Genomic DNA, 22,017 nt, shown 5'->3' on the forward strand with positions numbered 1-22,017 from the left:
AACCTAAACTTCGTCGAACAACTCTTTGATGGTCGCAATCAAATTTTCCGGCGAGAACGGTTTTGACAATATCGCCCGGTCGCCATGATCCTTCGGCAGCGCATCGCGGCCATATCCGGTGGCAAAGGCAAACGGAATGCCACGCCCTGCCAGCACCTCTGCGATCTGGTCAACCCGATCCCCGTGCAGATTGGCATCGACCAGCGCCACTTCAAACGCCTCATCCGTCGCCATTTCGCGCGCCTGCTCTAATGTCCGCGCCGGGCCGACGACGACCATGCCTTCGCTGTTTAAGATATCCTCGATATCCATACCGATGATGGCGTCATCCTCTACAATCAGCACGCGCCGCCCGCTCAAGCTGTTTTGCGGAACCTCGCTTACCGAGAAATCCAGCGTTTTGTCATCAATCATCGGGTCCATCAGGCTTGTCCTTTCTGTCACGCTAAGCGGAAGGCGAATGTGGCACGCAAGACCAGTCGAGGTAAGCTCCAGATTGGTTTTGCCGCCTGCACCTTCTAAAGCATGACGTATCAACGTCGAGCCAAAGCCTTCTTTCGTAGGCACCAACAGGTCTTGCACCCCGGTTTCCTTCCAATCAATCACCAGTTCCGGCGACTGAGACGACTCGATACGCCATCGGATTGTGAGCGTACCTCTGGTCCGTGAAAGCGCGCCATATTTTCGCGCATTCGTGGCAAGCTCATGGAACACCAACCCGAGTTGCACAGCGGTATGCGGTTCCAGCCGCACCTCTGGGCCTGACTGCAGGATGCGCGCGTCGCTTTGACCCAGCACAACCTGTTCTTGCAGCAGATCGTCAACGCTCACAGCTTTCATCAGGCCGCGCACCAACAGATCATGCGCCCGCGCCAATGCCTGCACACGGCCCTTAAAGCTCGTGACAAATTCTTTCGGGTTTGCCGAGTGACGCAGCGATTGATCGGCGATGGATTGGATCGTCGCCAGAGTGTTTTTCACCCGATGATTGAGCTCGTTAAACAGCAGCTTCTGCAAATCTTCGCTGCGTTTGCGTTCGGTAATATCGCGCGCAACTTTTGATGCGCCAACGACACGTCCGGTACGATCCCGCAACGGCGATATTGTTACCGACAGATTCACGCGGCTGCCGTCTTTGGCCAGACGCTCGGTATCGAAATGCTCAATCCGCTCGCCCTGACGCAGTTTGCGCTGAATTTCGTCTTCCTCGTGCATAAGTTCAGGCGGAATTATTCGGCTGATATGGGTGCCGAGCATTTCGCGTTCTTCATATCCCATGATCCGCGTCGCGGCCGCATTCCACGAGGTAATGTAGCCGTCTAGGGTCTTGCTTATGATCGCATCTTCCGACGAGGAAACGATCGCAGCCAGCCTGTTTTGCTGCAGATCGCTGGCGTTGCGTTCAGATACGTCCACAACAAGATTGATCGCACCGACAATCTCACCCGCCGCGTTTTTGATCAGACTTGGATAAGATATGAACGAAACGCGCGTGCCGTCAGGACGCTCTGCCGCGGCTTCCGACCCTAACACCGGGTGTCCCTGCCGAAGGGTGACCGCCAAGGGGCATTCCTCATGTCGAAGCGGCGTGCCGTCGGGCAAAAACAACCGCCAAGCGCCGCAATATTTGGCAGTGCCAAGCTTTGGCCGGTAACCCCAAAATTCAGCCGCAGCTTCATTGTAGAAGGTGATATTTCCTGCGCTGTCGGTAATATAAGCCGGAACCAGCAGTGCTGCGAGCAAGTTTTCAGAATGTGCTGTAAGGCTTAGTTCGTTCATTCCGGCTATTCCCAACAATAAAATCGACAATCGAGACGTCTCAACTGACCAGGTAGCATTCACGCTCAAAGAAGCCGCCTACATCGCGATGTTCTGGGGCAAAACACTAACGCACCGTATGGCATAACGGTTCCGTGATTATTTGGCGCTGGCTTGACGGTCTTTTAGGCTTGGCGAAACGGACGGCTTAATCCGAGCGTTTTTGCCATGCCAAAGCGCCACGGAGACTCCATCCCGCGCGAAATGCCGATGCGTGGGCCAGACAGAATGATGGCGGGAGGGATATCCGGCAGCCATAGCGAAAACTCAATGCCGTCAAACGCAGCACCATTATCATCCATTTGAATGCCAAGCGCCTGCGACACGCGACCCGGCCCTGCGCAAAGCAGCGCGGAATTGCGGCGGGTCCGCATCAGATCAACACCGATCTCGGGCTTGATCGCGCGGATAAGCACGGCCTCCCCCGGTCTTGCCACTACATTCAGGCACAGATGGATGCCGTAAGATCGATAAACATAGAGATGTCCCGAAGGCCCAAACATCGCAGCATTGCGCGCGGTTTGGCCCCGGTGACTGTGGGAGGCCGGGTCGTCTTGGGTATAAGCCTCGGTCTCGATGATGGTGCCGCCCGCGCCGCGAACGATCAGACAGCCGCCGATCAACGCACGCGCCAGCGACACGGCATCAAGCTGCGGGTCAAACGGCGGTATCTGCGATTGTCTCATGCGGCCGGTCCTGACGACATTTGAGCGTGGGTAGCTTCGCCCCGAAATCGGTGGTCAGGTTAAGTTAGGTCACTGGGGCGCGGGTTCAAAGCTTTGACGATTGGGGATGGGCGTGAAGCAATGCGCGCAAAAGTAAAGAATTCGTAAACGACCCCTCTTTAACCCATTGATTTATATGCGGCGTAGCAAAGCGCCACACGTGGACAAGCCCACCCAAGATCAGGCATAATTCCGCCATGACCAGCCTGTGCCGCGACTGTCTCACTCAATTTGAAGCCGGAGCCCGCTGTCCAAAGTGCCGCTCTCCGCGCCTGCTTGCCCACGGCGAGATGAATCAGCTTTCCATAGCCCACATGGATTGCGACGCCTTTTATGCCAGCGTCGAGAAACGCGACAACCCCGAGCTGCGCGACAAAGCCGTGATCGTCGGCGGCGGCACCCGAGGCGTCGTCTCAACCTGCTGCTACATCGCCCGCATCCATGGGGTGCGATCCGCGATGCCGATGTTTCAGGCGCTGAAACTGTGCCCTGATGCCGTGGTGGTGAAGCCCCGAATGTCGGTCTACGTGGACGCCTCGCGCGCCATAAGGGCGATGATGGAGGCGCTGACTCCGGCCATCGAACCGCTATCTTTGGACGAGGCGTTCCTCGATCTCACCGGAACCGAACGCCTACACGGCGCACCCCCCGCCGTCGTGCTGGCAGGGCTGGTGAAACGGATGGAGGACGAATTGGGACTGTCCGGCTCGGTCGGGCTGTCGCACAACAAGTTTCTCGCCAAAATCGCATCAGACCTCGACAAACCGCGCGGCTTCTCAATCATCGGACGCGCGGAAACCGAAGCATTCCTGCGCCCCAGATCGGTGCGGATCATCTGGGGCGTCGGCACCGCCGCGCAGGCATCGTTGGAGAAAGCCGGCATCCGCACCATCAGCGACCTGCTGCGCTGGGATCGCACCGATCTGACGGCGCGCTTCGGCAGCATGGGCGATCGGCTGTGGAATCTCGCACGCGGGCTTGATCAGCGCCGGGTGAACCGGGATGAAAAGCTGAAGTCGATCAGCAAAGAGACGACGTTCTTTGAGGATACCACCGATGCCGACCTGCTCGACGGCCATCTGTGGCGGCTGGCCGAGCAAGTCGCCGACCGCGCCAAGGCCAAAGGGTTGGCAGGCAAGACCGTGGCGCTGAAGCTGAAGCGCGCGGATTTCCAGCTGATCAGCCGCCGCCATGCTTTGAGCGACCCCACCCAACTGACCGACCGCATCTATCGCGCCGCCCGCGCGATGTTCGATCAGGCGGGCAATCGCGGGCCGTTTCGCTTAATCGGTGTCGGCATCAGCGATCTGGCACCCGAGGCTGTGGCTGATCTGTCGGGCGATCTGCTTGACCCAACGGCGGGAAAACGCGCCGCAGCCGAGCGGGCAACCGATGCAATCCGCGCCAGATTTGGCCGGGAGGCTATTATTAAAGGGCGAGCCTTGCGCTAGTGGTCGACTCGCACCGCTGCGCTGACGCCACTAGGGCAATCTGCGGTTATTCTGCGGCGAGCGGCAGGCTGGCGCGGCCGATCCCGGTCACATCGGCGATCACTCCGGCCATCAGCGCGCGGAAATCGTCGAAGCTTTCATGCGGCGTGATGGTGGCTTCATCCATGTAAAGCCCGCGATCAATTTCGACTTGGATCACATGCCTGCGCGCCGAGGGCCGACCATAGCTTTGCGCAATGAACGCGCCCGCAAAGGGAGCATTGCGCGCCACGCGCAGACCCGCGCGCTGAAACGCCGCTTCAACCTCGTCCATGACGTGACGCCCGGCAGCGGCACCAAAGCGATCGCCCAGCACCACATCGGGTTTGGGCTGACCGGGGCGACCGTGGCCGTCGATGGCTTCGTGCGGCATGGAGTGGCAGTCGATCAGTACGGCCTCACCAAACTGTGTATGGGTTTCCTCTAACAACTGCCGCAGGGCGCGGTGGTAGGGGTGCCAAACCTCAGTAATCCGGGCCTCTGCCTCGGCCAATGCAAGCTTGCCGCGATAGATCAGCCGACCACCCGACACCACGCGAGGAATCACTCCTAGGCCAGACGAGATGCGCGGATTGTGCGGCACCCGCGCGATGCCTTCGATCACCGCGGGGTCGAACTCATCCGGCGCACGGTTGAGGTCAAGATAAGCGCGTGGCACATCGGCCACCAACAGCGGCGCACCGTGCAGCGTAGCGGCGCCAAACACTTGATCTACAAAGGCATCTTCCGAGGAACGGATGGCATGATCGGACAAGACTGTCTGCGCCAGAAACGCCTCAGAATACGCGCGGCCACTGTGCGGCGAGGCAAACACCACTGCGGTATCCTGCCGCTCTGGTCGATGAATACGGAAGTTCTGCGACACGCCATGCTCCTGTTACGTTGTGATATAACTGCAAAATATCCTTTGCGGATACCCCCCTTTACCCCCTTGAACCGCGCTGCGACTCTGTTTATAGCCCAGCCATCCGACGCGGTTCCGCCCGCGTCCTTTTGTTTGGGCTTTATGGCTTCGGCGAATAGATTGGGCGGGAACGTCAGGTTTGTGGGCGGTTAGCTCAGCGGTAGAGCACTACGTTGACATCGTAGTGGCCACTGGTTCGATCCCAGTACCGCCCACCATTACATGTTCCCTTCGGGGGCATTCGCCGTTCCCGGCAACGGGGGCAACGCTATTAAACTGGCGCGAAGACGCGCCGCGAACAAGGGAGATGCTACGATGAAAGTTGCAAACTCGCTCCGCTCGCTGAAGAATCGTCATCGCGATTGCCAGGTCGTGCGCCGTAAAGGCCGCGTCTATGTGATCAACAAGACGCAAAAGCGCTACAAGGCTCGCCAAGGTTGATACTTGGCAGGTTTATCGCGCACAGCAGCTTCGAATAGGCCGCCGAGAGCAATCTCTGGCGGCTTTTTCAATGTTGCATGGGGTAGAGCGTGCCTGCGTCGGCCTAATGCCGGTTAAGAATGATTAGATTGTCGTGAGGCGCTGTGCGGCTTAGGCGCAACCAGACCTGCCAATATTGGAAGCCAGCACATGCACCCTAACCCCGCCTTTCGTTCGACGCCGTTGCAAGACAACCTCGCCTTCGCCCAGGCGCGGGGGTTTGGGATTTTGTCGGTGAATGGTGCGGATGGGCCTTTGGCGGCGCATGTGCCGTTTTTGATCTCGCCGGATGCTGGGTTTGCCGAGTTGCATCTCGCACGCTCAAATCCGGTAGGGCAGGCGTGTCTGGAGGGGCCAGTTGCGGCGGTCATTATGGTGTCGGGGCCGGACGCCTATATCTCGCCCGATTGGTATGGCTCGGACGATCAGGTGCCGACATGGAATTACATCGCCGTGCATCTGCGTGGCCTGCTGTCGGCTCTGCCCGAGGCCGCGTTGCATCCGCATGTTGATGCGCTGTCAGCCGAGCATGAAAACCGTTTGCTGCCGAAGACGCCTTGGCAGTCGAGCAAAATGTCGCAAGGTGCGATGCCGCGCATGTTGCGGATGATATTGCCGTTTCGGTTTGAAATTGGCTCGGTTGAAGGCACTTGGAAGCTGAACCAGAACAAAACACCTGAGGTGCGTCGCGGTGCTGTGGATCATCTGGCGCAGCAGAGTGACGCGGGATCGCAGGCTATTGCCGCGCTGATGCGGCGGGATTTGGAATAGCGCGAGTGGTTGCTGCGCCAGTTGAGCGCCTTGGTGAATTGATCGAATGCACGAGGCTAGCAACTGACAAGTGTTGTCATGCGAGGGGCAGCGCGGCTTAACTGCCGCAACCTCGAATCACGGCTTTGCATCGGAGAAATCATGCGGCTTTATACATCCCCCGCCACGCCCTTTGGCCGCAAGGTCATGGTGCTGATCATGGAATTGGGCCTGAAAGATCGGGTTGAAGTGGTCAATGTCATGGGCACACCGCTTGCACCGGGGTCGCTGCCAGTCGATCAGAATCCGCTCGGAAAGATCCCGGCGCTGCAAACCGATGATGGGGCGATCTATGACAGCCGGGTGATTTGCCGCTATCTCAACGATCTGGCGGAAGCTGAGATTTACCCAACCGGGCCAGCGATTTGGCCGTGTTTGGTGCGTGAGGCGACGGTGGACGGCGTCCTCGAGGCCGCGCTGGCGATGGCTTACGAGGTGAGGTTGCGCCCGGTGGATAAGCAGTTCCCCGAATGGATCGAAGCGCAATGGGCGAAGGCCGCGAGGGCACTGGATGTGATTGAGGCTCAATGGGGGGAGGTGCTGAACGGCCCGCTAGAGATGCCAACGATCGGGCTGGCTTGCGCGCTGGGCTATCTCGACTTCCGGCACGACGCACGAAATTGGCGGCAGGGGCGGCCCAAATTGGCGGCGTGGGAGGCGGAATTTGCCAAGCGTCCGGCGATGTTGGCGACTCGGCCGGTGGCAGTTTGACGGCGTAAATCCCGACAGAAATGCTTTAATTTCTGCAACGTTGCGGTGGTTGGGATTTTTTTTCCGTAGCTTCAAGGTCGCACATCAGGAAAAGCTGATTTACGCCGCCCCTGCGCGCCTTTGTCCGCTGGACGTCCCAGCTTTCTGTGGCTAAACCCGGGCCTGTAAGGCTTCGGGAAACCGGGGCCGCATAGATATATGGGCCGCACGCCATGCGGCCTTTGAAGGGAGAAGTTCTCGTGTCCCACGCAGACGATCACGCAGGCACCCGCAGGGATTTCCTGTATTACGCAACCGCCGGGGCGGGCGTTGTGGCAACTGGCGCAGCGGTTTGGCCGCTGATTAACCAGATGAACCCCTCGGCAGATACCCGGGCTTTGGCCTCGATCATGGTCGATATCTCGGGCGTCGAAGTTGGCACCCAGATCACGGTAAAGTGGCGCGGCAAACCAGTGTTCATCCGCCGCCGCACCCCGGAAGACATCGAAAAAGGCCGCGCGGTGGCACTGACCGATCTGGTCGATACCAATGCCGAGAACGCCAACCTTGACGCCTCGACCACCGCGGAAGACAAAAACCGCACGTTGGATGAAGCCGGTGAGTGGCTGGTGATGATGGGCGTTTGCACCCATTTGGGCTGTGTGCCTCTGGGAGACGCGGGCGATTTTGGCGGCTGGTTCTGCCCGTGCCACGGCTCGCACTACGATATGGCTGGACGTATTCGCAAAGGACCGGCGCCACGTAACTTGCCGGTACCGGTGGCGAAATTCGAAACCGAAACCACGATCAAGCTGGGATAAGGGACAAAAACATGGCCGGAATTCCGCACGACCACTACGAACCAAAGCCGGGCTTTCAGACCTGGCTGCACAAGCGTCTGCCGATCGTGGCGATTGGCTATGATGTGTTGATGCTCCCGACGCCGAAAAACCTCAACTGGATGTGGATTTGGGGCATCGTGCTTGCTTTCTGTCTGGGCTTGCAGATTGTCACCGGCATTGTGCTCGCAATGCACTACACGCCGCATGTCGATCTGGCTTTCCGCTCGGTTGAGCACATTATGCGCGATGTGAACGGCGGCTATATGCTGCGCTACATTCATGCCAACGGTGCGTCGCTGTTCTTTTTTGCAGTTTACCTCCACATCTTCCGCGGCCTTTACTACGGCAGCTACAAAGCTCCACGTGAGGTGACGTGGATCATCGGGATGTTGATCTACCTCGCGATGATGGCGACTGGTTTTATGGGCTACGTTTTGCCTTGGGGCCAGATGTCGTTCTGGGGTGCTACGGTAATCACCGGCTTGTTCGGTGCTATCCCCGGCATCGGCCCAACCATCCAATAATGGCTGCTGGGCGGCCCTTCGGTGGATAACGCCACGTTGAACCGCTTCTTCAGCTTGCATTATCTGCTGCCCTTCGTGATCGCGGCATTGGTGGCGTTGCACATCTGGTCGTTCCACAACACCGGCAACAACAACCCGACGGGAGTTGAAGTCCGTCGCGGCTCGAAAGAAGAAGCTGAAAAAGATACCGTGCCGTTCTGGCCTTATTACGTGATCAAAGATTTGTTTGCGCTGGGCGTCGTGCTGGTGATCTTCTTCGCAGTCGTCAGCTTTATGCCAAACTACCTTGGCGACCCCGTCAACTACGTTCAAGCCAACCCGCTTTCGACCCCGGCGCATATCGTGCCTGAATGGTATTTCTTGCCGTTCTACGCGATCCTGCGCGCCTTCACCGCCGATGTTTGGCTGGTGCAACTGGTTGAGTTCGTTACCTTCGGCATCGTTGACGCCAAATTCTTCGGCGTCGTAGCGATGTTCGGCGCGATTGCCGTGCTGGCTATGGTGCCGTGGCTGGATACGTCGTCGGTGCGTTCGGGCAAATACCGCCCGAAGTTCAAGGCGTGGTTCGGGTTGCTGGTGATAGACTTCGTGGTGCTGATGTGGGCGGGCGCGCAGGTGCCAAACGAACTGATCGCTTGGATCTCACTGATCGCCTCGGCCTACTGGTTTGCCTACTTCCTCGTGATTTTGCCGCTGTTGGGGGTGCTTGAAAAACCCCTGCCACAACCGGCAACGATCGAAGATGACTTCAAGTCGCACTACGCCAATCCGGCTGAGTGAGAGAAAGGAACTGACTGAGATGTTTCGAAAAATCACAATCAGCGCTGTCTCTGCATTGGCTTTGACGACTGGGGCTCTGACGACTGGCGCTTTGATGACGGGTGCTGCCTTCGCCGCTGAAGGTGGCCATGTTGAAGACGTGGCATTCAGCTTTGAAGGCCCGTTTGGCAGCTTCGATGAGCACCAGCTACAACGTGGGCTTCAGGTGTTTACCGAGGTTTGCTCTGCCTGCCATGGTCTGAATTTCGTGCCGATCCGCACGCTGTCGGATGAGGGTGGCCCGCATCTGCCAGAAGACCAAGTGCGCGCCTATGCGGCGGCCTTCACGGTGACCGATAAGGAAACTGGTGAAGATCGTCCCGGCCTGCCAGTTGACCTTTTCCCGGCCAACACCGGCGCAGGAGCACCCGATCTTTCGCTGATGGCGAAAGCGCGGGCGGGTTTCCACGGCCCTTATGGCTTGGGTATGAACCAGCTGTTCAAAGGGATGGGCGGGCCGGAATACATCGTCGCAATTTTGCACGGTTATACCGGCGAAACCAAAGAGGAAGCGGGCACGACATTTTACGAAAACCACGCGTTCTCAACCGGTTGGATTGCAATGCCGCCGCCGATGGAAGACGGTCAGGTCACCTTCGCTGATGGTGCGCCAAATGACGTGAAGCACATGGCTGAAGATGTTGCGGCATTCTTGATGTGGACGGCTGAGCCAAAGTTGAACGCCCGTAAGGACACTGGCTTTAAGGCTGTGCTGTTTTTGATCGTGCTGACTTCGCTGTTGTATCTGACTAACAAGCGGCTGTGGTCGGGCGTCAAAGGCAAGAAAGCGCACTGATTTCCGCGCCGGCTTTTGGAAAACACGCGTAAAAGAAACCCCGCCTCGCGCGGGGTTTTTTCATGGCTAACCAAGGTAGTCGTGCAGAGCGGGCGGCGGGTCGGCAAACAACTCTGCCGTAGCCACCGGGGCTTGCGCCACCCCGTCCGCGACCAGCACCGTTTTATCCGCGAAGTGCTTGGCATCGTTCGGGTCATGCGTGACCATAAGCACCGCTGCCCCGGTGGCAGTCGCCACTTCATCCAGCAGTTCTAGCATTTCCGCTTTTAGCGCCGGACCAAGCGCCGCGAAGGGTTCATCCAATAGCAGCACAGGTCGCGCCCGGAGCAGTGCCCGCGCCAATGCCGCCCTGCCCTGCTGACCGCCCGAAAGCTGCCCCGGTTTGCGCGCCTGCATTCCGGCAAGGCCAACACGTAGCAAGGCCGTCTCTATTTGTGTCGTCTGAGCTTGGGTCAGTCGCAACGTCGGTGACAGGCCGAGTCCAAGATTTTGCGCCAGTGTTAGGTGCGGGAACAGGTTTTGATCCTGAAACAGAATAGTCAAAGGCCGATCTCCCGGCGCAACTTCGGCCAAATCAGCGCCCTGCCACAGGATGCTGCCCGCTGCGGGGGCAAAAAACCCTGCCAGCGCCATCAGCAATGTTGACTTGCCCGCACCGGATGGCCCGATCAGAGCCACCCGCTCGCCCGCTTGCACTTTCCAGTCGGCGGTCAGGCGAAACTCATCTTGTGTCAGAACCAGATTTTCAAGCGTCAGCATAGTGGCTTCCCAGTCGGTCAAAGGCCCAGAACAACACGAAGCTAAGCGCCACGAGTATCAGCGCGGCGGCAGCAGCTTGCTGCAACCGATACGCCCCGATCAAATGCTGCACGAACAGCGGCAAGGTCGCGCCGCCATCGCCTGCAAACAGCGCAATCACCCCAAGATCGCCCATCGACAGTGCCGCAGCTAAGCCCGCGCCGTAACCCAACGGACGCGCCAGCCGTGGCAAGGTGACGAACCGCAGTATGGTTCGACGTGGCAAGCCAAGGGATTCGGTGAGGCGACCGTAATCGGCCTGCAACTGCCGCGCCTCGGGCAGCAGCAGGCGGAACAGGTAGGGGAGCGTTAGCGTGGCGTTAACGAGAATTGTTATGGCAAGCGCCAGATTTTCGGGGGCGATAAACGGGCGCACCAGAAGGAAAAGACCGGTTCCAAGCACCAATGAACTCGCCGCAAGCGGTAGCATCGCGGCCAATTCTATCATCCGGCTTTTGCTATGCGCCGCGCCATTGGCCAAAATTAGCGCAGCACTGGTCGCCAGCACCGCCGACACTATTGCGACCGATACCGAGCGTAACGCTGCAGGCCAAAGCCCGTTCGGCAGGGTTGTGAGACCGGGCAAACCCTTGATAACTACCGCCAGCAAAGGCGCAAACAGGAACACCGCGGCGACAATGACGGCGATAATATCCAAAGCCCGCCGCCAGCCATTTGGTGCGCTGATCTGCAAATGCCTGCTTAGCCCCGCGCCAAAGCCTTGCGGTAAAGTCAGTCGCGCCGCAGCCAAAGTGATCGCAGCACACAGCGCAAACTGCACCGCCGCGAGCAGTGCCGCGCGACCCAGATCGAACTCAAACCGCAACGATTGGTAGATCGCAAGCTCTAGCGTGCTGGCCTTCGGACCACCGCCCAGCATCAAAGCGATGGCGAAACTCGCGAGGCAAATGAGAAGGATCACCGCGAAAATCCCCGGCAGTCGGGCGCGCAACATCGGCGCTTCGAGATGGCGAAACTGTGCGCTCGGCGGCAGGCCCAGCGATTGCGCCAGCCGGAACCGCTCCGCGGGGATCGCCTGCCAGCCGTGTAGCAGCATTCGCGTCGCCAGCGGCAGGTTGAAGAAAACATTCGCGAGCACAATGCCGTGGAGGCCAAAGATTGAAACCTCGGGTAGCCCAAACCATGCCAGCCCGGTATTGATCGGCCCGCCCCGGCCAAACACCGTCAGCAAGCCCATCACCGCCACCACGACAGGGAGCACAAACGGCGCGGCGAGCAGGCTGATCAGCGCACCGCGCAAAGGGAAGCGACGACGGAACAGCGCCCGCGCCACCGGGATCGCCAACAGGCTGGACACTGCCGCAGAGAGGCTGGCTTGCAGCAAGGTAAAGCGCAGGGCTTGCAGATCGGCGGGGGCCAAAGCGAAGCTGTCCGCGCGTGCGGCTACCATCGCAGCACTGCCTAAAACCAGCGCGGCGATGGCTATGCTCAGCCCGAGGGCTGGCGTTACTTTGACAGCGCTGCTTGCCATTCCGCAATCGCAGGTGCTCGGGCGGCTTCGGCATCGGCAGCCGTCATAAGCAGCGATTTCGCCGGTTGAATGAGGGTTTCAAACCCCTTCGGCAAACCTTCCGCCGGGGTCTTCGCCGGATACATCCAGTTTGTCGTGATCAGCGTCGATTGCGCGGCATCCGCTGTGAGGTACGCGAGGAACGCATCCGCCAGCGCGGGTTGCTTTGAAGTCGCCAGCTTGCCCGCCACTTCGACCTGCATGTAATGACCCTCGGTGAAGCTCGCCGCGGCCTTGGTGTCATCACTTTCGGCGATGAGATGGTAGGCGGGCGAGGTGGTGTAGGACAGCACCATATCGGCCTGCCCCTCGGTGAACATGCCGTAAGCTTCCGACCAGCCGGGGGTGACGGTGATGATGTTATCCGCGAGATCGGCCCAGATTTGCGGGGCTTTGTCGCCGTAAGCGGCCTTCACCCACAAAACCAGCCCGAGTCCGGGGGTGGAGGAGCGCGGGTCTTCGATCACGACTTTCAGGTTGGAAGCCGCCAGTTCCTCGAATGAGGTCGGCGGTGTGGTGACTTTGGTTTTATCGTAGACGAAGGCGAAGTAGCCCCAGTCGAAGGGGATGAAGTTCGGGTCTTCGAACGGCACCGGCAGGGTGTTGGCCTGGGCGGTTACGGGGGCGAACAGGCCGGTTGCGGTGGCGTCGGCGGTGAGGTTGGTGTCGAGGCCGACGACGAGATCGGCTTTACTGTCGGCACCCTCTAGTTTGACGCGGGCTAAAAGAGCCGCGCCGTCGCCTGCGGTGATGAATTTCACGTCGCAGCCGCAGGTGGCCTCGAAACCCTTCTCGATTGCGGGGCCGGGGCCCCACTCGGAGGTGAAGCTGTCGTAGGTCAGCACGGTTAAAACGGGCGTGTCAGCCAGTGCGGGCGAGGCGAAAATAGCGAGGCCCGCAGCGAGGAGTTTGGTGGTCATCTTTCTCTCCAACGTTGCGACGGAAACGGTCGGGGATGGAGAAATCCATGCACCTTCCCTCCGCCGGTATGATCCGGTTCAGGTTCGACGGGTTCGCTTTCGCATCTCAGCCTTCGGCTCGTTTTTGGTGAAACGACCGACGGCTCCCCGAGGTATGGCGAAGCATACGGAAATGGATTGTAGGCGCAAGGGGGAGTTTGATTTTTGGGTGTGTCCACGTGTGGCGGGACTTTGGTTTTAATGATTTCAATGGGTTAAGAGGGGGTGGTTAATAATTTTTTAAGGTTTGCCGCAGATTGAGGGCGCTTGCCTTGCGTTGTGTGCGCGACCCTTTACGGCTTGCGAAACCTCCGGCGCGGTTAACCTTGGCTTAACTTTCGGATGCGAGAACGAGTTAAGCAAGTTGGATCATATGCCGATATGGTCGGCCGGATTTACAGTTTGTCTTACGGTCACAATCTTAATGTTCTGCGCGGGTTGATTAGTAGGGCAGCACTTAGCCAAGCCGAAGTCTGCGTTTGCGGTCCTTGTTGAATGCCGTCTGACGGCATATCATTAAACGAAACAGGATAATAAAATGAGCAGTTCATCTTTTCGGATCGCCTTTGAGGGCGTGCCGTTTGAAAACGGTGAAATTGCTGTGAGCGATCTCGCGCCAGCTTTGCTTGCGCTGGGTGAGGTGGTCCAAGCTGCAAACAAGGCACTGAATGGCAGTCGTGCTGAAGCACGGCTCAAACTTCGGGCCACGAACGTGGGCAGCTTTGAGGCATTGCTAAGTGTCGATTTGTCGATGCTGGATGCGATCAAGGATATGTTAGATGCGGTCGTCGACAACCCGGAACGCGTAGTTGCAGCGACTGATCTTCTTGAACTACTTTTGAAGGCGGGCACTGTCGTTGGTGGCACAGTGTTCGGCTTGTTCCATGCGGTGAAATTTCTCCAAGGCAAGAAGCCTGAAAAAGTTGAAAATCGCAGTGATGGCTTCACTGAAATAACCGTGAACCATACCACAATCATAGTGGATCGGCGCACTGTGACGCTGTTGGAAGATTTTCAAACGCGTGAGGCTTTGGAAAAATTCAGCGAGAAAGCTTTAAGCATCGAGGGCATTGAGGCACTCCGCCTCGGTGACAATGGCGTTGAAGCGAGCCTTGTTCTGACCCCTCGTGATCGTCTTTCGTTTCAGGTTCCCACGCCGAGCGAAGATGATGAACGCGTTGAGGTCGTGGAGCGCGAGGTGTTGTTGAAGATCGTGACCTCGCATTTTCGCGATGGGTATAAATGGCGTTTTACGGACGGCGGCGAAAAGGCTTTTACTGCTGATATCGAGGACACGAATTTTTTGAACGATGTATTGGAAGCGAAGCTGTCACTGTCTGCCAATGATACGCTTAGATGCCGCATTCGGGAAGAGCAGCGGCTAACGACTACTGGTTTGACTAAAGAAATCAAAGTGTTGAGAGTCATCGAGCATATTCCGGGCGCGCGGCAACTGAAGCTGATATGACGGTGAAATATCCGCGACCTGCGCGGGGTGATTGAGCGTGAGCGTGCCGGGGTCGGGGTGTTTCTGACGCTGACCAAGCCGACCAAACCGATGATAACCGAAGCGGCCGGGGCGGGGTTGTTTGAACTGCCCGGTTTCGCCTCAGTTCCCCGGATGCAGATTGTAACGATCAAGGATGCGATGGCATTGCGCGACCGGGCGGTGCGTCTGCCTGCGCGGCGCGACGATGGCTTCAAGAAGGCGGCGAAGGAAGTTGATGGCTCGGCGCAGGGGGCGTTGGCGCTTTGAGGCAGTTTGCGCGGTTAACCACAGAGGATGTGGATAACCGGCGCAGTTGCTCTAAAGCCGAGTTTTCTCTGTGGTAAGAGCCGTTGGCGGCTAACTCCGCTAGGCGCTGAAATAACTCCCCGCCGGATCGAGATCGGCCAGCAAACCCGGATGTTCGGGTTTCCAGCCAAGCTGCGTCTGTGTCAATTCGGAAGACGCGGGGCAATCCAAGCCTGCGAAACCTCCGAACCAGCCGAAATGTTCGGGCGGTTGTGCGGTTACGGGGAGGTTCAGGCCGTTGCCGATAGCGGTGGCGGTGTCGCGGAAGGCAATCGCTTGCTCGCCGACGCCGTGATAGCGCGCGCCGGTTTCGCCGCGTTCCAAGGCCAAGCGATACAGGCGGGCGGCGTCCAAGCGGTGGACGGCGCTCCATTGGTTTTGACCGTCGCCGATATAGCCAGCGCAGCCCTTTTCGCGGGCGAGGTTGATCAGCAGTGGCACGAAACCATGATCGCCCGCGCCGTGGACCGAGGGCGACAGCCGGACAACGCGGGTATTAACGCCGATTGCCTGCGCCGCGTCGGCGGCTTGCTCGGACGCCGCGCGCGGGTGGTGGTTATTCGGGCCAACGCGGGTGGTCTCAACGGCAAGCTGGCCGGGGGAGACCAAAGCCGTGCCGCTGGTGATGACTAGGGGGCGATTGCTACCCGCCAACGCATTTCCCAAAGCGGCAATCACGCGGGCATCCAGCGCGCACATCTCGGCGAAGCGGGTGAAGTCATGCACAAAGCCGGTATGAATGACGCCCTCGGCTTGGGTGGCCCCCGCGCGCAAACTGTCTAGGTCTTCGAGATCGCCGCGATGAACCTCTGCACCCGTAGCCGCAAGGGTGGCGGCGGAAGCGTCTGAACGCGCCAAACCGAGCACCTGATGGCCCGCCTCGAGCAAATCTTGCACCACCGCCGAGCCTACAAATCCGGTCGCTCCAGTTACAAAAACACGCATGATTCATGTCCTTTCTGATTGTCATGCGGAGTATATGGCGCGATTATTATGCGGGTAAAGTTGGGAGATTATCCCGGTATAAAGGGTAACAGGATGAGCAACGCGTTAGGTCTGTATCTGCGGGATCGTCGGGGGCGGCTGGACCCGGTGGCCTTGGGGTTTCCGGCAACGCGCAGGCGCACTCCGGGTTTGCGGCGCGAAGAGGTGGCTGCGCGGGCGCATGTCTCGGCGACCTGGTATACGTGGCTGGAGCAGGGGCGCGGCGGTGCGCCCTCGGCTGATGTGCTGGACCGGATCGCGCGGGCGATGCTGCTGACCGAGGTGGAGCGCGAGCATATCTATCTTTTGGGTCTGGGGCGCGCGCCGGAGGTGACGTTTCGCACCGTGGAGGGCATCACGCCCCGGTTGCAGCGGGTGCTCGATGCGTTGGAGAGCAGCCCGGCGATGCTGCGCAATGCGATGTGGGATGTGGTGGCGTGGAACCGCGCGGCGGCGGTGGTGCTGGGGGATTATGGCGCGATGGCGGTGGCGGATCGCAATATCCTGCGGCTGCTGTTCTGCAATCCGGCGATCAGGGCGCGGCAGGTGAATTGGGAGCATGATGCGCGCTTCGTGGTGGCCTCCTTCCGGGCGGAAGCGGTGCGGGCGGGGGCTTCGGCGCAGGTGGCGGCGTTGGTGTCGGAGATGACGCAGGCAAGCGCGGAATTTGCCCGCATATGGGCCGAGAATGATGTGCGGGGGTCGTATGGCGAGATCACCAAGCAGGTGCGGCATCCGGTGGCGGGGCTGATCGGGCTGGAGCCATCAAGCTTTGCGGTGGAGGGGCGGCCCGATCTGGCCTTGGTGATTTATAACCCGAGTGGGGATGCGGATCGCGATAAGGTGCGGGGTTTGCTGGAGTTGTGACGATAAATCTTCAGTCTGGCGCGGCTTTGGCCTATTGGGATGGCAAAGAGGAGCCTTGATATGAGCCTGAACACCTTCGGTCATCTGTTTCGCGTCACCACTTGGGGCGAAAGCCACGGGCCTGCGATTGGCTGCACGGTGGATGGCTGTCCTCCGGGGATTACGCTGTCTGAGGCGGATTTGCAGCCTTGGTTGGATCAGCGCAAACCGGGGACAAGCAAGTTCACCACGCAGCGGAAAGAGGCGGATGAGGTGCGGATTTTGTCGGGGGTGTTTCAGGGCGTCACCACGGGGACGCCCATTCAGTTGATGATTGAGAACACCGACCAGCGCAGCAAGGATTACGGCGATATCGCGCAGGCGTTTCGGCCGGGCCATGCGGATATCACCTACCATCAGAAATACGGCGTGCGGGATTATCGTGGCGGCGGGCGGTCGAGCGCGCGGGAGACGGCGTCTCGGGTGGCGGCTGGGGGTGTGGCGCGGGCGGTGCTGGCGTCATTGGTGCCGGGGCTGGCGATCTCAGGCTATATGGTGCGGATGGGGGTGATGGGGATTGATAGGGCGCGGTTCGATGCGGGCGTGATCGGCAGCAACCCGTTCTTCTGTCCTGATCCGGGGGCGGTGCAGGGCTGGGCGGAGTATCTGGACGGGCTGCGGCTAAGCCACAATTCGGTGGGGGCGGTGATTGAGGTGACGGCCTCGGGTGTGCCTGCGGGCTTGGGCGCGCCGCTTTATGGCAAGCTGGATTCCGATCTGGCGGCGGCGATGATGTCGATCAATGCGGTGAAGGGGGTGGAGATTGGCGACGGTTTCGATACCGCCACTTTGACCGGGGTTGAGAATGCCGATGAGATCAGGATGGGGGCTGCGGGGCCGGAGTTTTTGTCGAACCATGCGGGGGGGATATTGGGCGGCATATCCTCGGGGCAGCCGGTTGTGGTGCGGTTCGCGGTGAAGCCGACCTCGTCTATCCTGACCCCCCGGGCGACGATTGATGCGACCGGGGCCGAGATTGATCTTGTCACCAAGGGCCGCCACGACCCTTGCGTGGGGATCAGAGCGGTTCCGGTCGGCGAGGCAATGATGGCCTGCGTTTTGGCCGACCATGTGTTGCTGGACCGAGGCCAGACAGGTGGGGTTCGGGGTGTGATTGGGTAGGCTCCCAACTTGGGAGGTTATTTTGTTGTTTTATTTCAGTGTGTTGGGGTGATGGATTTAACGATTTGTTAAGGTTTGAACGCATTACAACGATGCGCATCAAACGATTCGGCCGCTCAGCGCCGCTTATACCACTCATAATTGAGTGGCATTGCCATGCGATAGTTCAATATTTATTTAGGCGACGCAGATCGCATAAGTTGTCCGGCTTCCCGCTCGGTAAGGAGATTCATGGACCTGAGCGCGCTACGATATTGCTGGCGAAATTTCTCTGCCTCCGGAGTGGCACTAATCGAACGTGCTTTCTCCCTTTCGCGCCGCACCACTTCCGTCATGTCTTCAACCAGCCTTTCGGTTGCGCCCAACATGTCATTATCCATCCCGATCACCTCCCACGGCGCTCAAAAAAGCGCGAATTGATTTCTGGGCTGAAGTAGTGCTTTCGCTTCACCCATACTAGCCCTTCTGAACGAGTTATTGCAGCTACATCCACAGGCCCACCTACAGTTTCCGACGGTTTAGTGACTTTTTCCTTTAGAGACTGCAAATTTATAAGAGTTTCTGCCAGCGTGCTCATCTCGTCGATGGGTAACACGCCCACAACACGACGCAACGGTACATAGTGCTGAGCGCGTGCGTAGTCGAATAGCCCATCTATTATCTGCTTCACAGCTTTGCCTACAAACGCGGATTTGTCTTCTTCGGACACGACCCCACCAACTGATGCAGCCACGCTGTCAACTAGGGCGTCACAGTGCTTTGTCGAGTCGCGGGCAATGGATCCAAGAACATCATCGCTAAATCCCATGCGTAGCGTGTCGATCATGGACGTTTGAGCATAGCCCGAAATAATCGCTGGCACATCATAACTAGTTCCTTCTAGAACCCGTTCGGATTCGCAAAAGTGGTCATACCAAAATTGGCAATTCTTAAGATGTACCACTTCTGGAAAAACGGAATGATCGCCAAACCCCGCCATAACCAAACCGGTCGATGGACTGATGCTCTTAATGTCCTCTAGCGCGATGCCGAGAATAATGTCTATTTCTGGCTCCGAAAGAGGCTCAAACGTAAGCTCGATTATGCCGAGCCATTCGTTGAATTTCTCCTGAGTAGCATCACCAAATATTTGACGAAGGCTTGAAATATTTTGGAGATTAAATTTTACTTTATCTTGGTCAACCAGACCATTTTGCAGAAGGTTGTCAAAGTACGCACGAAGATCGGCAACCTTTCCCGCCTTATGATCCTCGCGAAAGTTCACCAGCACTTTAAGAATAGATCTGTTTAAAACATCCTCAAACTCTGCTCGACGTGCTTCCGCCGGAAATATCCGTTGATCGTTGTTAATAAAAGTAAGAAATTCATCTGCATAGCCCGCTACGCTATTGAAAGATTTTGAGCCCAACGTGCGCCGAAACTCTTTGATTACAACCTCCCAAGGCACATGCAAAGCGTCCACGGAATTGTAAATCATTATGCCCACGGGGTGGTGATCCGTAAGCTGAAATATTTTGTTTGCACCTTTAAAGTATCTTACTTCGTCGGCGTTGCCGTTCCAGTATGTAACAGTTGTGGCACTGTCAGCTGCCAAGACCACACCAAGCCTGTTCATTAGGCAAATTTCTGAAGTCACAAAAACCCCGCGATAAAAAGGTATCTGCGAATCACTCTGGCACACGGTGCGAATCATGTCACTCGATTCATCGCCTGCGCTTGCAAACTCTGTTACCGCAACAATTCACATTCAAAATGCAACGCAAACGCCCCTACTCCGGCCGAAACAGTCGCTGATCTCGTCTATCACGTCGTCGATGAGGCCACCGCTGCGCGCGTGGTGGCCGGTGAGTTTCAGCGACGAGCCGTTCGTGCATTTCTCTCGCCGGATTGCCAGCCCCCGTTTTAAGGTCCACAGGCCACGCGTGTCAGGCCCGAGAAAATCCCCGCCCTATCGCACGATTAAGCTGCCGCGCCTCCGCCCCTAAATCGTCCGCGTCAGCCGCAGCGCGTCGTAGATGGCGGCGTGGATGTTGCGGGCCTCGACGGCGTCGCCGATGCGGAACAGTTGAAAGCCAGCCGGGCCGCCGCCGTAGGTTTGCGGTTGGCTGGCGATTAGGGCGTCGTAATCGACCGCTCCGAGGTTGACGGATTTCGGCTTCAGATCGAAGTAGATATCGGCGAGCGGCTGGGTGCCGTGGTTGACGACGATCTGGTCGTAGTGGCTGGTTTTGCCCAAGGTCATGTAATCGGAATCGACGGTGGCTTTGATCTGATTGCCGTCTTTCTCGACTCCGGTCAGGCGGTAAGTCACTGTGAAGGTGGTGTTTTTATCTTGCAGCGCGCGCATATAGGGGACGAGGTTCATCGCCATAACCTCGGGCGCAAAGCTGCGGTCGGGGGTCATAATCTCTACCTTGGCACCGGCTTCGGTCAGGGTTTGGGCGGCTTGCAGGGCGGTATGGTCGCCAGCATCGTCGTAAAGCAGCACGTTCGAGCCGGGTTTGACGTCGCCGGACAGGATATCCCAAGCGGAAACCGTGAGGTCGTTGCCGAATTTCAGGATGTCTTTCTCGGGCAAACCTCCGGTCGCGATGATCACCACGTCGGGGTTTTCGGCTAGAATTTCATCAGCCTCAGCCCAAGTGTTGAAGCGGAACTCGACGCCGAGGGCAGCGCATTGCGACATGCGCCAGTCGATGATGCCGATCAGTTCGGCGCGGCGTTTGGTTTGCGCGGTCAGGCGGACTTGGCCACCGGGTTGGCTGGCGGCTTCAAACACGGTTACTTTATGGCCCCGCTCGGCGGCGACGCGGGCGGCTTCCAGACCAGCCGGGCCTGCGCCGATCACAACGACTTGGCGCTTGGTGGCGGCCGGGGTGATGGCGTGCGGCTGGGATTCTTCGCGGCCGGTCGAGGGGTTGTGGATGCACAAAGCCATGCCGCCTTGGTAAATCCGGTCGAGGCAATAGGTGGCGCCGACGCAGGGGCGAATGTCATCCTCGCGGCCCTCGACGATCTTCTGCACGATATGCGGATCGGCCATGTGGGCGCGGGTCATGCCGACCATATCAAGCTGGCCGGTGGCAATGGCGTGGCGGGCGGTGGCGACATCGGGGATGCGGGCGGCGTGGAAGGTGGGCAGACCGACTTCGGCGCGGATACGGCCTGCGAAGTCAAGGAACGGCGCGGATTTCATGCCGTGGATCGGGATCACATCGGTCATCGCGGCATCGGTGAAAATGCGGCCTTTGATGATGTTCAGGAAATCGACGAGACCGGAGTCGCGGAACATTTTACCGATTGCAACGCCTTCATCGGCGGAAATGCCGCCTTGCTCGACTTCATCAGCGGTATAACGCACCCCCAACAGGAAGTTTTCCCCCACACGTTTACGGCAAGCGGCCAGCACATCCATCGCGAAACGGGCTCGATTTTCCAAGCTGCCGCCGTAGGGGGCGTCGAGGGTGTTGGTGAAGGGGGACATGAACTGGTCCATCAAATGGCCGTAGCACTCGAACTCCACCCCATCGAGACCCGCGTCTTTCATGCGTTCGGCGGCGTCGGCGTAGTCGGTGATGATGCGTTCGATATCCCAATCTTCGATCACCTTTGGGAAGGCGCGGTGGCTGGGTTCACGGGATGCACCTGCGGCGACGACCGGCAGCCAATCGCCTTTGTCCCAGCGGGTGCGACGGCCCAAATGGGTTAATTGGATCATCACGGCGGCCCCAGCCTCGTGGCAATCATCGGTGAGTTGCTTCATCCATTTCACTACCTCGTCCTTGTAGGCGAGGATGTTGTTGAACACGGGCGGTGAGTCTTTCGACACCGCTGCCGAGCCTGCGGTCATGGTTAAAGCGACGCCAGCCTTGGCGCGTTCGAGGTGGTAGAGGCGGTAGCGATCCTTCGGCATCCCGTCTTCAGGATAGGCGGGTTCGTGACTGGTTGTCATGATCCGGTTGCGCAGGGTGAGGTGTTTTAGTTGAAAGGGTTGCAACAGGGGATCACTGGACATTTGGGCCTC

20 protein-coding genes, 1 tRNA gene, 1 pseudogene and 1 riboswitch are annotated in these 22,017 nt (G+C 58.6%); of the genes and pseudogenes, 12 read left to right on the plus strand and 10 right to left on the minus strand.

Going from position 1 to position 22,017, the window contains the following annotated elements; all coding sequences use genetic code 11:
- Positions 1 to 3 precede the first annotated feature (3 nt).
- Both JWS10_RS07440 and JWS10_RS07445 read right to left on the minus strand, forming a co-directional pair.
- Entirely contained in the window at positions 4 to 1,779 is a 1,776-nt protein-coding gene (locus JWS10_RS07440; RefSeq protein WP_299475157.1) for a PAS domain S-box protein, read from the minus strand.
- Between the two features lie 164 nt (positions 1,780 to 1,943).
- Positions 1,944 to 2,504, minus strand: a complete 561-nt coding sequence (locus tag JWS10_RS07445) for a DNA-3-methyladenine glycosylase (protein WP_299505932.1) — start codon at positions 2,502 to 2,504, stop codon at positions 1,944 to 1,946.
- A gap of 236 nt (positions 2,505 to 2,740) precedes the next feature.
- Here JWS10_RS07445 and JWS10_RS07450 point away from each other — a divergent pair, with 236 nt between their 5' ends.
- Positions 2,741 to 3,994 carry a DNA polymerase IV gene (locus tag JWS10_RS07450; RefSeq protein WP_299505934.1) on the plus strand — a complete coding sequence of 418 codons (1,254 nt, stop codon included), beginning with the start codon at positions 2,741 to 2,743 and terminating at the stop codon, positions 3,992 to 3,994.
- Positions 3,995 to 4,040: 46 nt separating this feature from the next.
- Here the strand turns inward: JWS10_RS07450 and JWS10_RS07455 are convergent, their stop codons facing one another.
- Positions 4,041 to 4,898 carry an N-formylglutamate amidohydrolase gene (locus JWS10_RS07455; protein ID WP_299480994.1) on the minus strand — a complete coding sequence of 286 codons (858 nt, stop codon included), beginning with the start codon at positions 4,896 to 4,898 and terminating at the stop codon, positions 4,041 to 4,043.
- Positions 4,899 to 5,080: 182 nt separating this feature from the next.
- Between JWS10_RS07455 and JWS10_RS07460 the strand changes: the two genes are divergently transcribed.
- The 7 genes and pseudogenes from JWS10_RS07460 to JWS10_RS07490 all read left to right on the plus strand — a co-directional run bounded on the left by JWS10_RS07460 (position 5,081) and on the right by JWS10_RS07490 (position 9,898).
- Positions 5,081 to 5,155: transfer RNA gene (locus JWS10_RS07460), tRNA-Val, on the plus strand.
- Between the two features lie 97 nt (positions 5,156 to 5,252).
- Positions 5,253 to 5,378 (plus strand): type B 50S ribosomal protein L36, encoded by a 126-nt coding sequence (gene ykgO / locus JWS10_RS07465; RefSeq protein ID WP_054006596.1) that lies wholly within the window; start codon positions 5,253 to 5,255, stop codon positions 5,376 to 5,378.
- A 189-nt stretch (positions 5,379 to 5,567) separates the two neighbouring features.
- Positions 5,568 to 6,188 carry an FMN-binding negative transcriptional regulator gene (locus JWS10_RS07470; RefSeq protein ID WP_299505936.1) on the plus strand — a complete coding sequence of 207 codons (621 nt, stop codon included), beginning with the start codon at positions 5,568 to 5,570 and terminating at the stop codon, positions 6,186 to 6,188.
- A 141-nt stretch (positions 6,189 to 6,329) separates the two neighbouring features.
- Positions 6,330 to 6,938 (plus strand): glutathione S-transferase, encoded by a 609-nt coding sequence (locus JWS10_RS07475; RefSeq protein ID WP_299505938.1) that lies wholly within the window; start codon positions 6,330 to 6,332, stop codon positions 6,936 to 6,938.
- Between the two features lie 239 nt (positions 6,939 to 7,177).
- Positions 7,178 to 7,738, plus strand: a complete 561-nt coding sequence (gene petA / locus JWS10_RS07480) for a ubiquinol-cytochrome c reductase iron-sulfur subunit (protein ID WP_299505940.1) — start codon at positions 7,178 to 7,180, stop codon at positions 7,736 to 7,738.
- Between the two features lie 11 nt (positions 7,739 to 7,749).
- Positions 7,750 to 9,063, plus strand: a pseudogene (gene petB, locus JWS10_RS07485) (cytochrome b).
- Between the two features lie 19 nt (positions 9,064 to 9,082).
- Positions 9,083 to 9,898 (plus strand): cytochrome c1, encoded by an 816-nt coding sequence (locus JWS10_RS07490; protein ID WP_299505941.1) that lies wholly within the window; start codon positions 9,083 to 9,085, stop codon positions 9,896 to 9,898.
- 66 nt (positions 9,899 to 9,964) lie between these two features.
- Here JWS10_RS07490 and JWS10_RS07495 read toward each other — a convergent pair whose 3' ends face one another.
- From JWS10_RS07495 to thiB, 3 genes are read right to left on the minus strand one after another with little or no spacing between them, the layout of a single operon-like run.
- Entirely contained in the window at positions 9,965 to 10,657 is a 693-nt protein-coding gene (locus tag JWS10_RS07495; RefSeq protein WP_299505944.1) for an ATP-binding cassette domain-containing protein, read from the minus strand.
- On the minus strand, positions 10,644 to 12,188 hold the full coding sequence (locus JWS10_RS07500) for a thiamine/thiamine pyrophosphate ABC transporter permease ThiP (RefSeq protein WP_299505946.1): 1,545 nt from the start codon (positions 12,186 to 12,188) through the stop codon (positions 10,644 to 10,646). The genes JWS10_RS07495 and JWS10_RS07500 overlap by 14 nt, the downstream gene beginning before the upstream one ends.
- Positions 12,164 to 13,147, minus strand: coding sequence for a thiamine ABC transporter substrate binding subunit (gene thiB / locus JWS10_RS07505; protein WP_299505948.1), 984 nt, complete (start codon positions 13,145 to 13,147; stop codon positions 12,164 to 12,166). Before thiB ends, JWS10_RS07500 begins: the two co-directional genes overlap by 25 nt.
- A gap of 38 nt (positions 13,148 to 13,185) precedes the next feature.
- Positions 13,186 to 13,307, minus strand: a riboswitch (TPP riboswitch).
- A gap of 417 nt (positions 13,308 to 13,724) precedes the next feature.
- Between thiB and JWS10_RS07510 the strand changes: the two genes are divergently transcribed.
- Positions 13,725 to 14,654, plus strand: coding sequence for a hypothetical protein (locus JWS10_RS07510; protein WP_299505949.1), 930 nt, complete (start codon positions 13,725 to 13,727; stop codon positions 14,652 to 14,654).
- Positions 14,655 to 14,681: 27 nt separating this feature from the next.
- Positions 14,682 to 14,942, plus strand: coding sequence for a hypothetical protein (locus tag JWS10_RS07515; RefSeq protein ID WP_299505951.1), 261 nt, complete (start codon positions 14,682 to 14,684; stop codon positions 14,940 to 14,942).
- Between the two features lie 99 nt (positions 14,943 to 15,041).
- Here the strand turns inward: JWS10_RS07515 and JWS10_RS07520 are convergent, their stop codons facing one another.
- Entirely contained in the window at positions 15,042 to 15,926 is an 885-nt protein-coding gene (locus JWS10_RS07520; RefSeq protein ID WP_299505953.1) for an SDR family oxidoreductase, read from the minus strand.
- Positions 15,927 to 16,019: 93 nt separating this feature from the next.
- On the opposite strand from JWS10_RS07520, the gene JWS10_RS07525 reads away from it, so the two are divergent.
- Both JWS10_RS07525 and aroC read left to right on the plus strand, forming a co-directional pair.
- Positions 16,020 to 16,832 carry a helix-turn-helix transcriptional regulator gene (locus JWS10_RS07525; RefSeq protein ID WP_299505956.1) on the plus strand — a complete coding sequence of 271 codons (813 nt, stop codon included), beginning with the start codon at positions 16,020 to 16,022 and terminating at the stop codon, positions 16,830 to 16,832.
- A gap of 60 nt (positions 16,833 to 16,892) precedes the next feature.
- Positions 16,893 to 17,993 carry a chorismate synthase gene (aroC, locus tag JWS10_RS07530; RefSeq protein WP_299505958.1) on the plus strand — a complete coding sequence of 367 codons (1,101 nt, stop codon included), beginning with the start codon at positions 16,893 to 16,895 and terminating at the stop codon, positions 17,991 to 17,993.
- A gap of 173 nt (positions 17,994 to 18,166) precedes the next feature.
- Here aroC and JWS10_RS07535 read toward each other — a convergent pair whose 3' ends face one another.
- The 3 genes from JWS10_RS07535 to JWS10_RS07545 form a co-directional block, all read right to left on the minus strand.
- Entirely contained in the window at positions 18,167 to 18,373 is a 207-nt protein-coding gene (locus JWS10_RS07535) for a hypothetical protein (RefSeq protein WP_299505961.1), read from the minus strand.
- A gap of 5 nt (positions 18,374 to 18,378) precedes the next feature.
- Positions 18,379 to 19,686 carry a hypothetical protein gene (locus JWS10_RS07540; protein ID WP_299505964.1) on the minus strand — a complete coding sequence of 436 codons (1,308 nt, stop codon included), beginning with the start codon at positions 19,684 to 19,686 and terminating at the stop codon, positions 18,379 to 18,381.
- Positions 19,687 to 19,974: 288 nt separating this feature from the next.
- Positions 19,975 to 22,008, minus strand: coding sequence for an NADH:flavin oxidoreductase (locus tag JWS10_RS07545; RefSeq protein ID WP_299505967.1), 2,034 nt, complete (start codon positions 22,006 to 22,008; stop codon positions 19,975 to 19,977).
- Positions 22,009 to 22,017: the final 9 nt, after the last annotated feature.

It is taken from the genome of Cypionkella sp., assembly GCF_028290025.1.
Classification (GTDB): Bacteria; Pseudomonadota; Alphaproteobacteria; order Rhodobacterales; family Rhodobacteraceae; genus Cypionkella.

Coding starts and splice junctions, on each gene's coding strand:
- JWS10_RS07440 (WP_299475157.1), bottom strand. CDS start 1,779: ATGAACGAACTAAGCCTTACAGCACATTCTGAAAACTTGCTCGCAGCA.
- JWS10_RS07445 (WP_299505932.1), bottom strand. CDS start 2,504: ATGAGACAATCGCAGATACCGCCGTTTGACCCGCAGCTTGATGCCGTG.
- JWS10_RS07450 (WP_299505934.1), top strand. CDS start 2,741: ATGACCAGCCTGTGCCGCGACTGTCTCACTCAATTTGAAGCCGGAGCC.
- ykgO (WP_054006596.1), top strand. CDS start 5,253: ATGAAAGTTGCAAACTCGCTCCGCTCGCTGAAGAATCGTCATCGCGAT.
- JWS10_RS07470 (WP_299505936.1), top strand. CDS start 5,568: ATGCACCCTAACCCCGCCTTTCGTTCGACGCCGTTGCAAGACAACCTC.
- JWS10_RS07475 (WP_299505938.1), top strand. CDS start 6,330: ATGCGGCTTTATACATCCCCCGCCACGCCCTTTGGCCGCAAGGTCATG.
- JWS10_RS07490 (WP_299505941.1), top strand. CDS start 9,083: ATGTTTCGAAAAATCACAATCAGCGCTGTCTCTGCATTGGCTTTGACG.
- JWS10_RS07495 (WP_299505944.1), bottom strand. CDS start 10,657: ATGCTGACGCTTGAAAATCTGGTTCTGACACAAGATGAGTTTCGCCTG.
- JWS10_RS07500 (WP_299505946.1), bottom strand. CDS start 12,188: ATGGCAAGCAGCGCTGTCAAAGTAACGCCAGCCCTCGGGCTGAGCATA.
- thiB (WP_299505948.1), bottom strand. CDS start 13,147: ATGACCACCAAACTCCTCGCTGCGGGCCTCGCTATTTTCGCCTCGCCC.
- JWS10_RS07510 (WP_299505949.1), top strand. CDS start 13,725: ATGAGCAGTTCATCTTTTCGGATCGCCTTTGAGGGCGTGCCGTTTGAA.
- JWS10_RS07520 (WP_299505953.1), bottom strand. CDS start 15,926: ATGCGTGTTTTTGTAACTGGAGCGACCGGATTTGTAGGCTCGGCGGTG.
- JWS10_RS07525 (WP_299505956.1), top strand. CDS start 16,020: ATGAGCAACGCGTTAGGTCTGTATCTGCGGGATCGTCGGGGGCGGCTG.
- aroC (WP_299505958.1), top strand. CDS start 16,893: ATGAGCCTGAACACCTTCGGTCATCTGTTTCGCGTCACCACTTGGGGC.
- JWS10_RS07535 (WP_299505961.1), bottom strand. CDS start 18,373: ATGGATAATGACATGTTGGGCGCAACCGAAAGGCTGGTTGAAGACATG.
- JWS10_RS07540 (WP_299505964.1), bottom strand. CDS start 19,686: ATGATTCGCACCGTGTGCCAGAGTGATTCGCAGATACCTTTTTATCGC.
- JWS10_RS07545 (WP_299505967.1), bottom strand. CDS start 22,008: ATGTCCAGTGATCCCCTGTTGCAACCCTTTCAACTAAAACACCTCACC.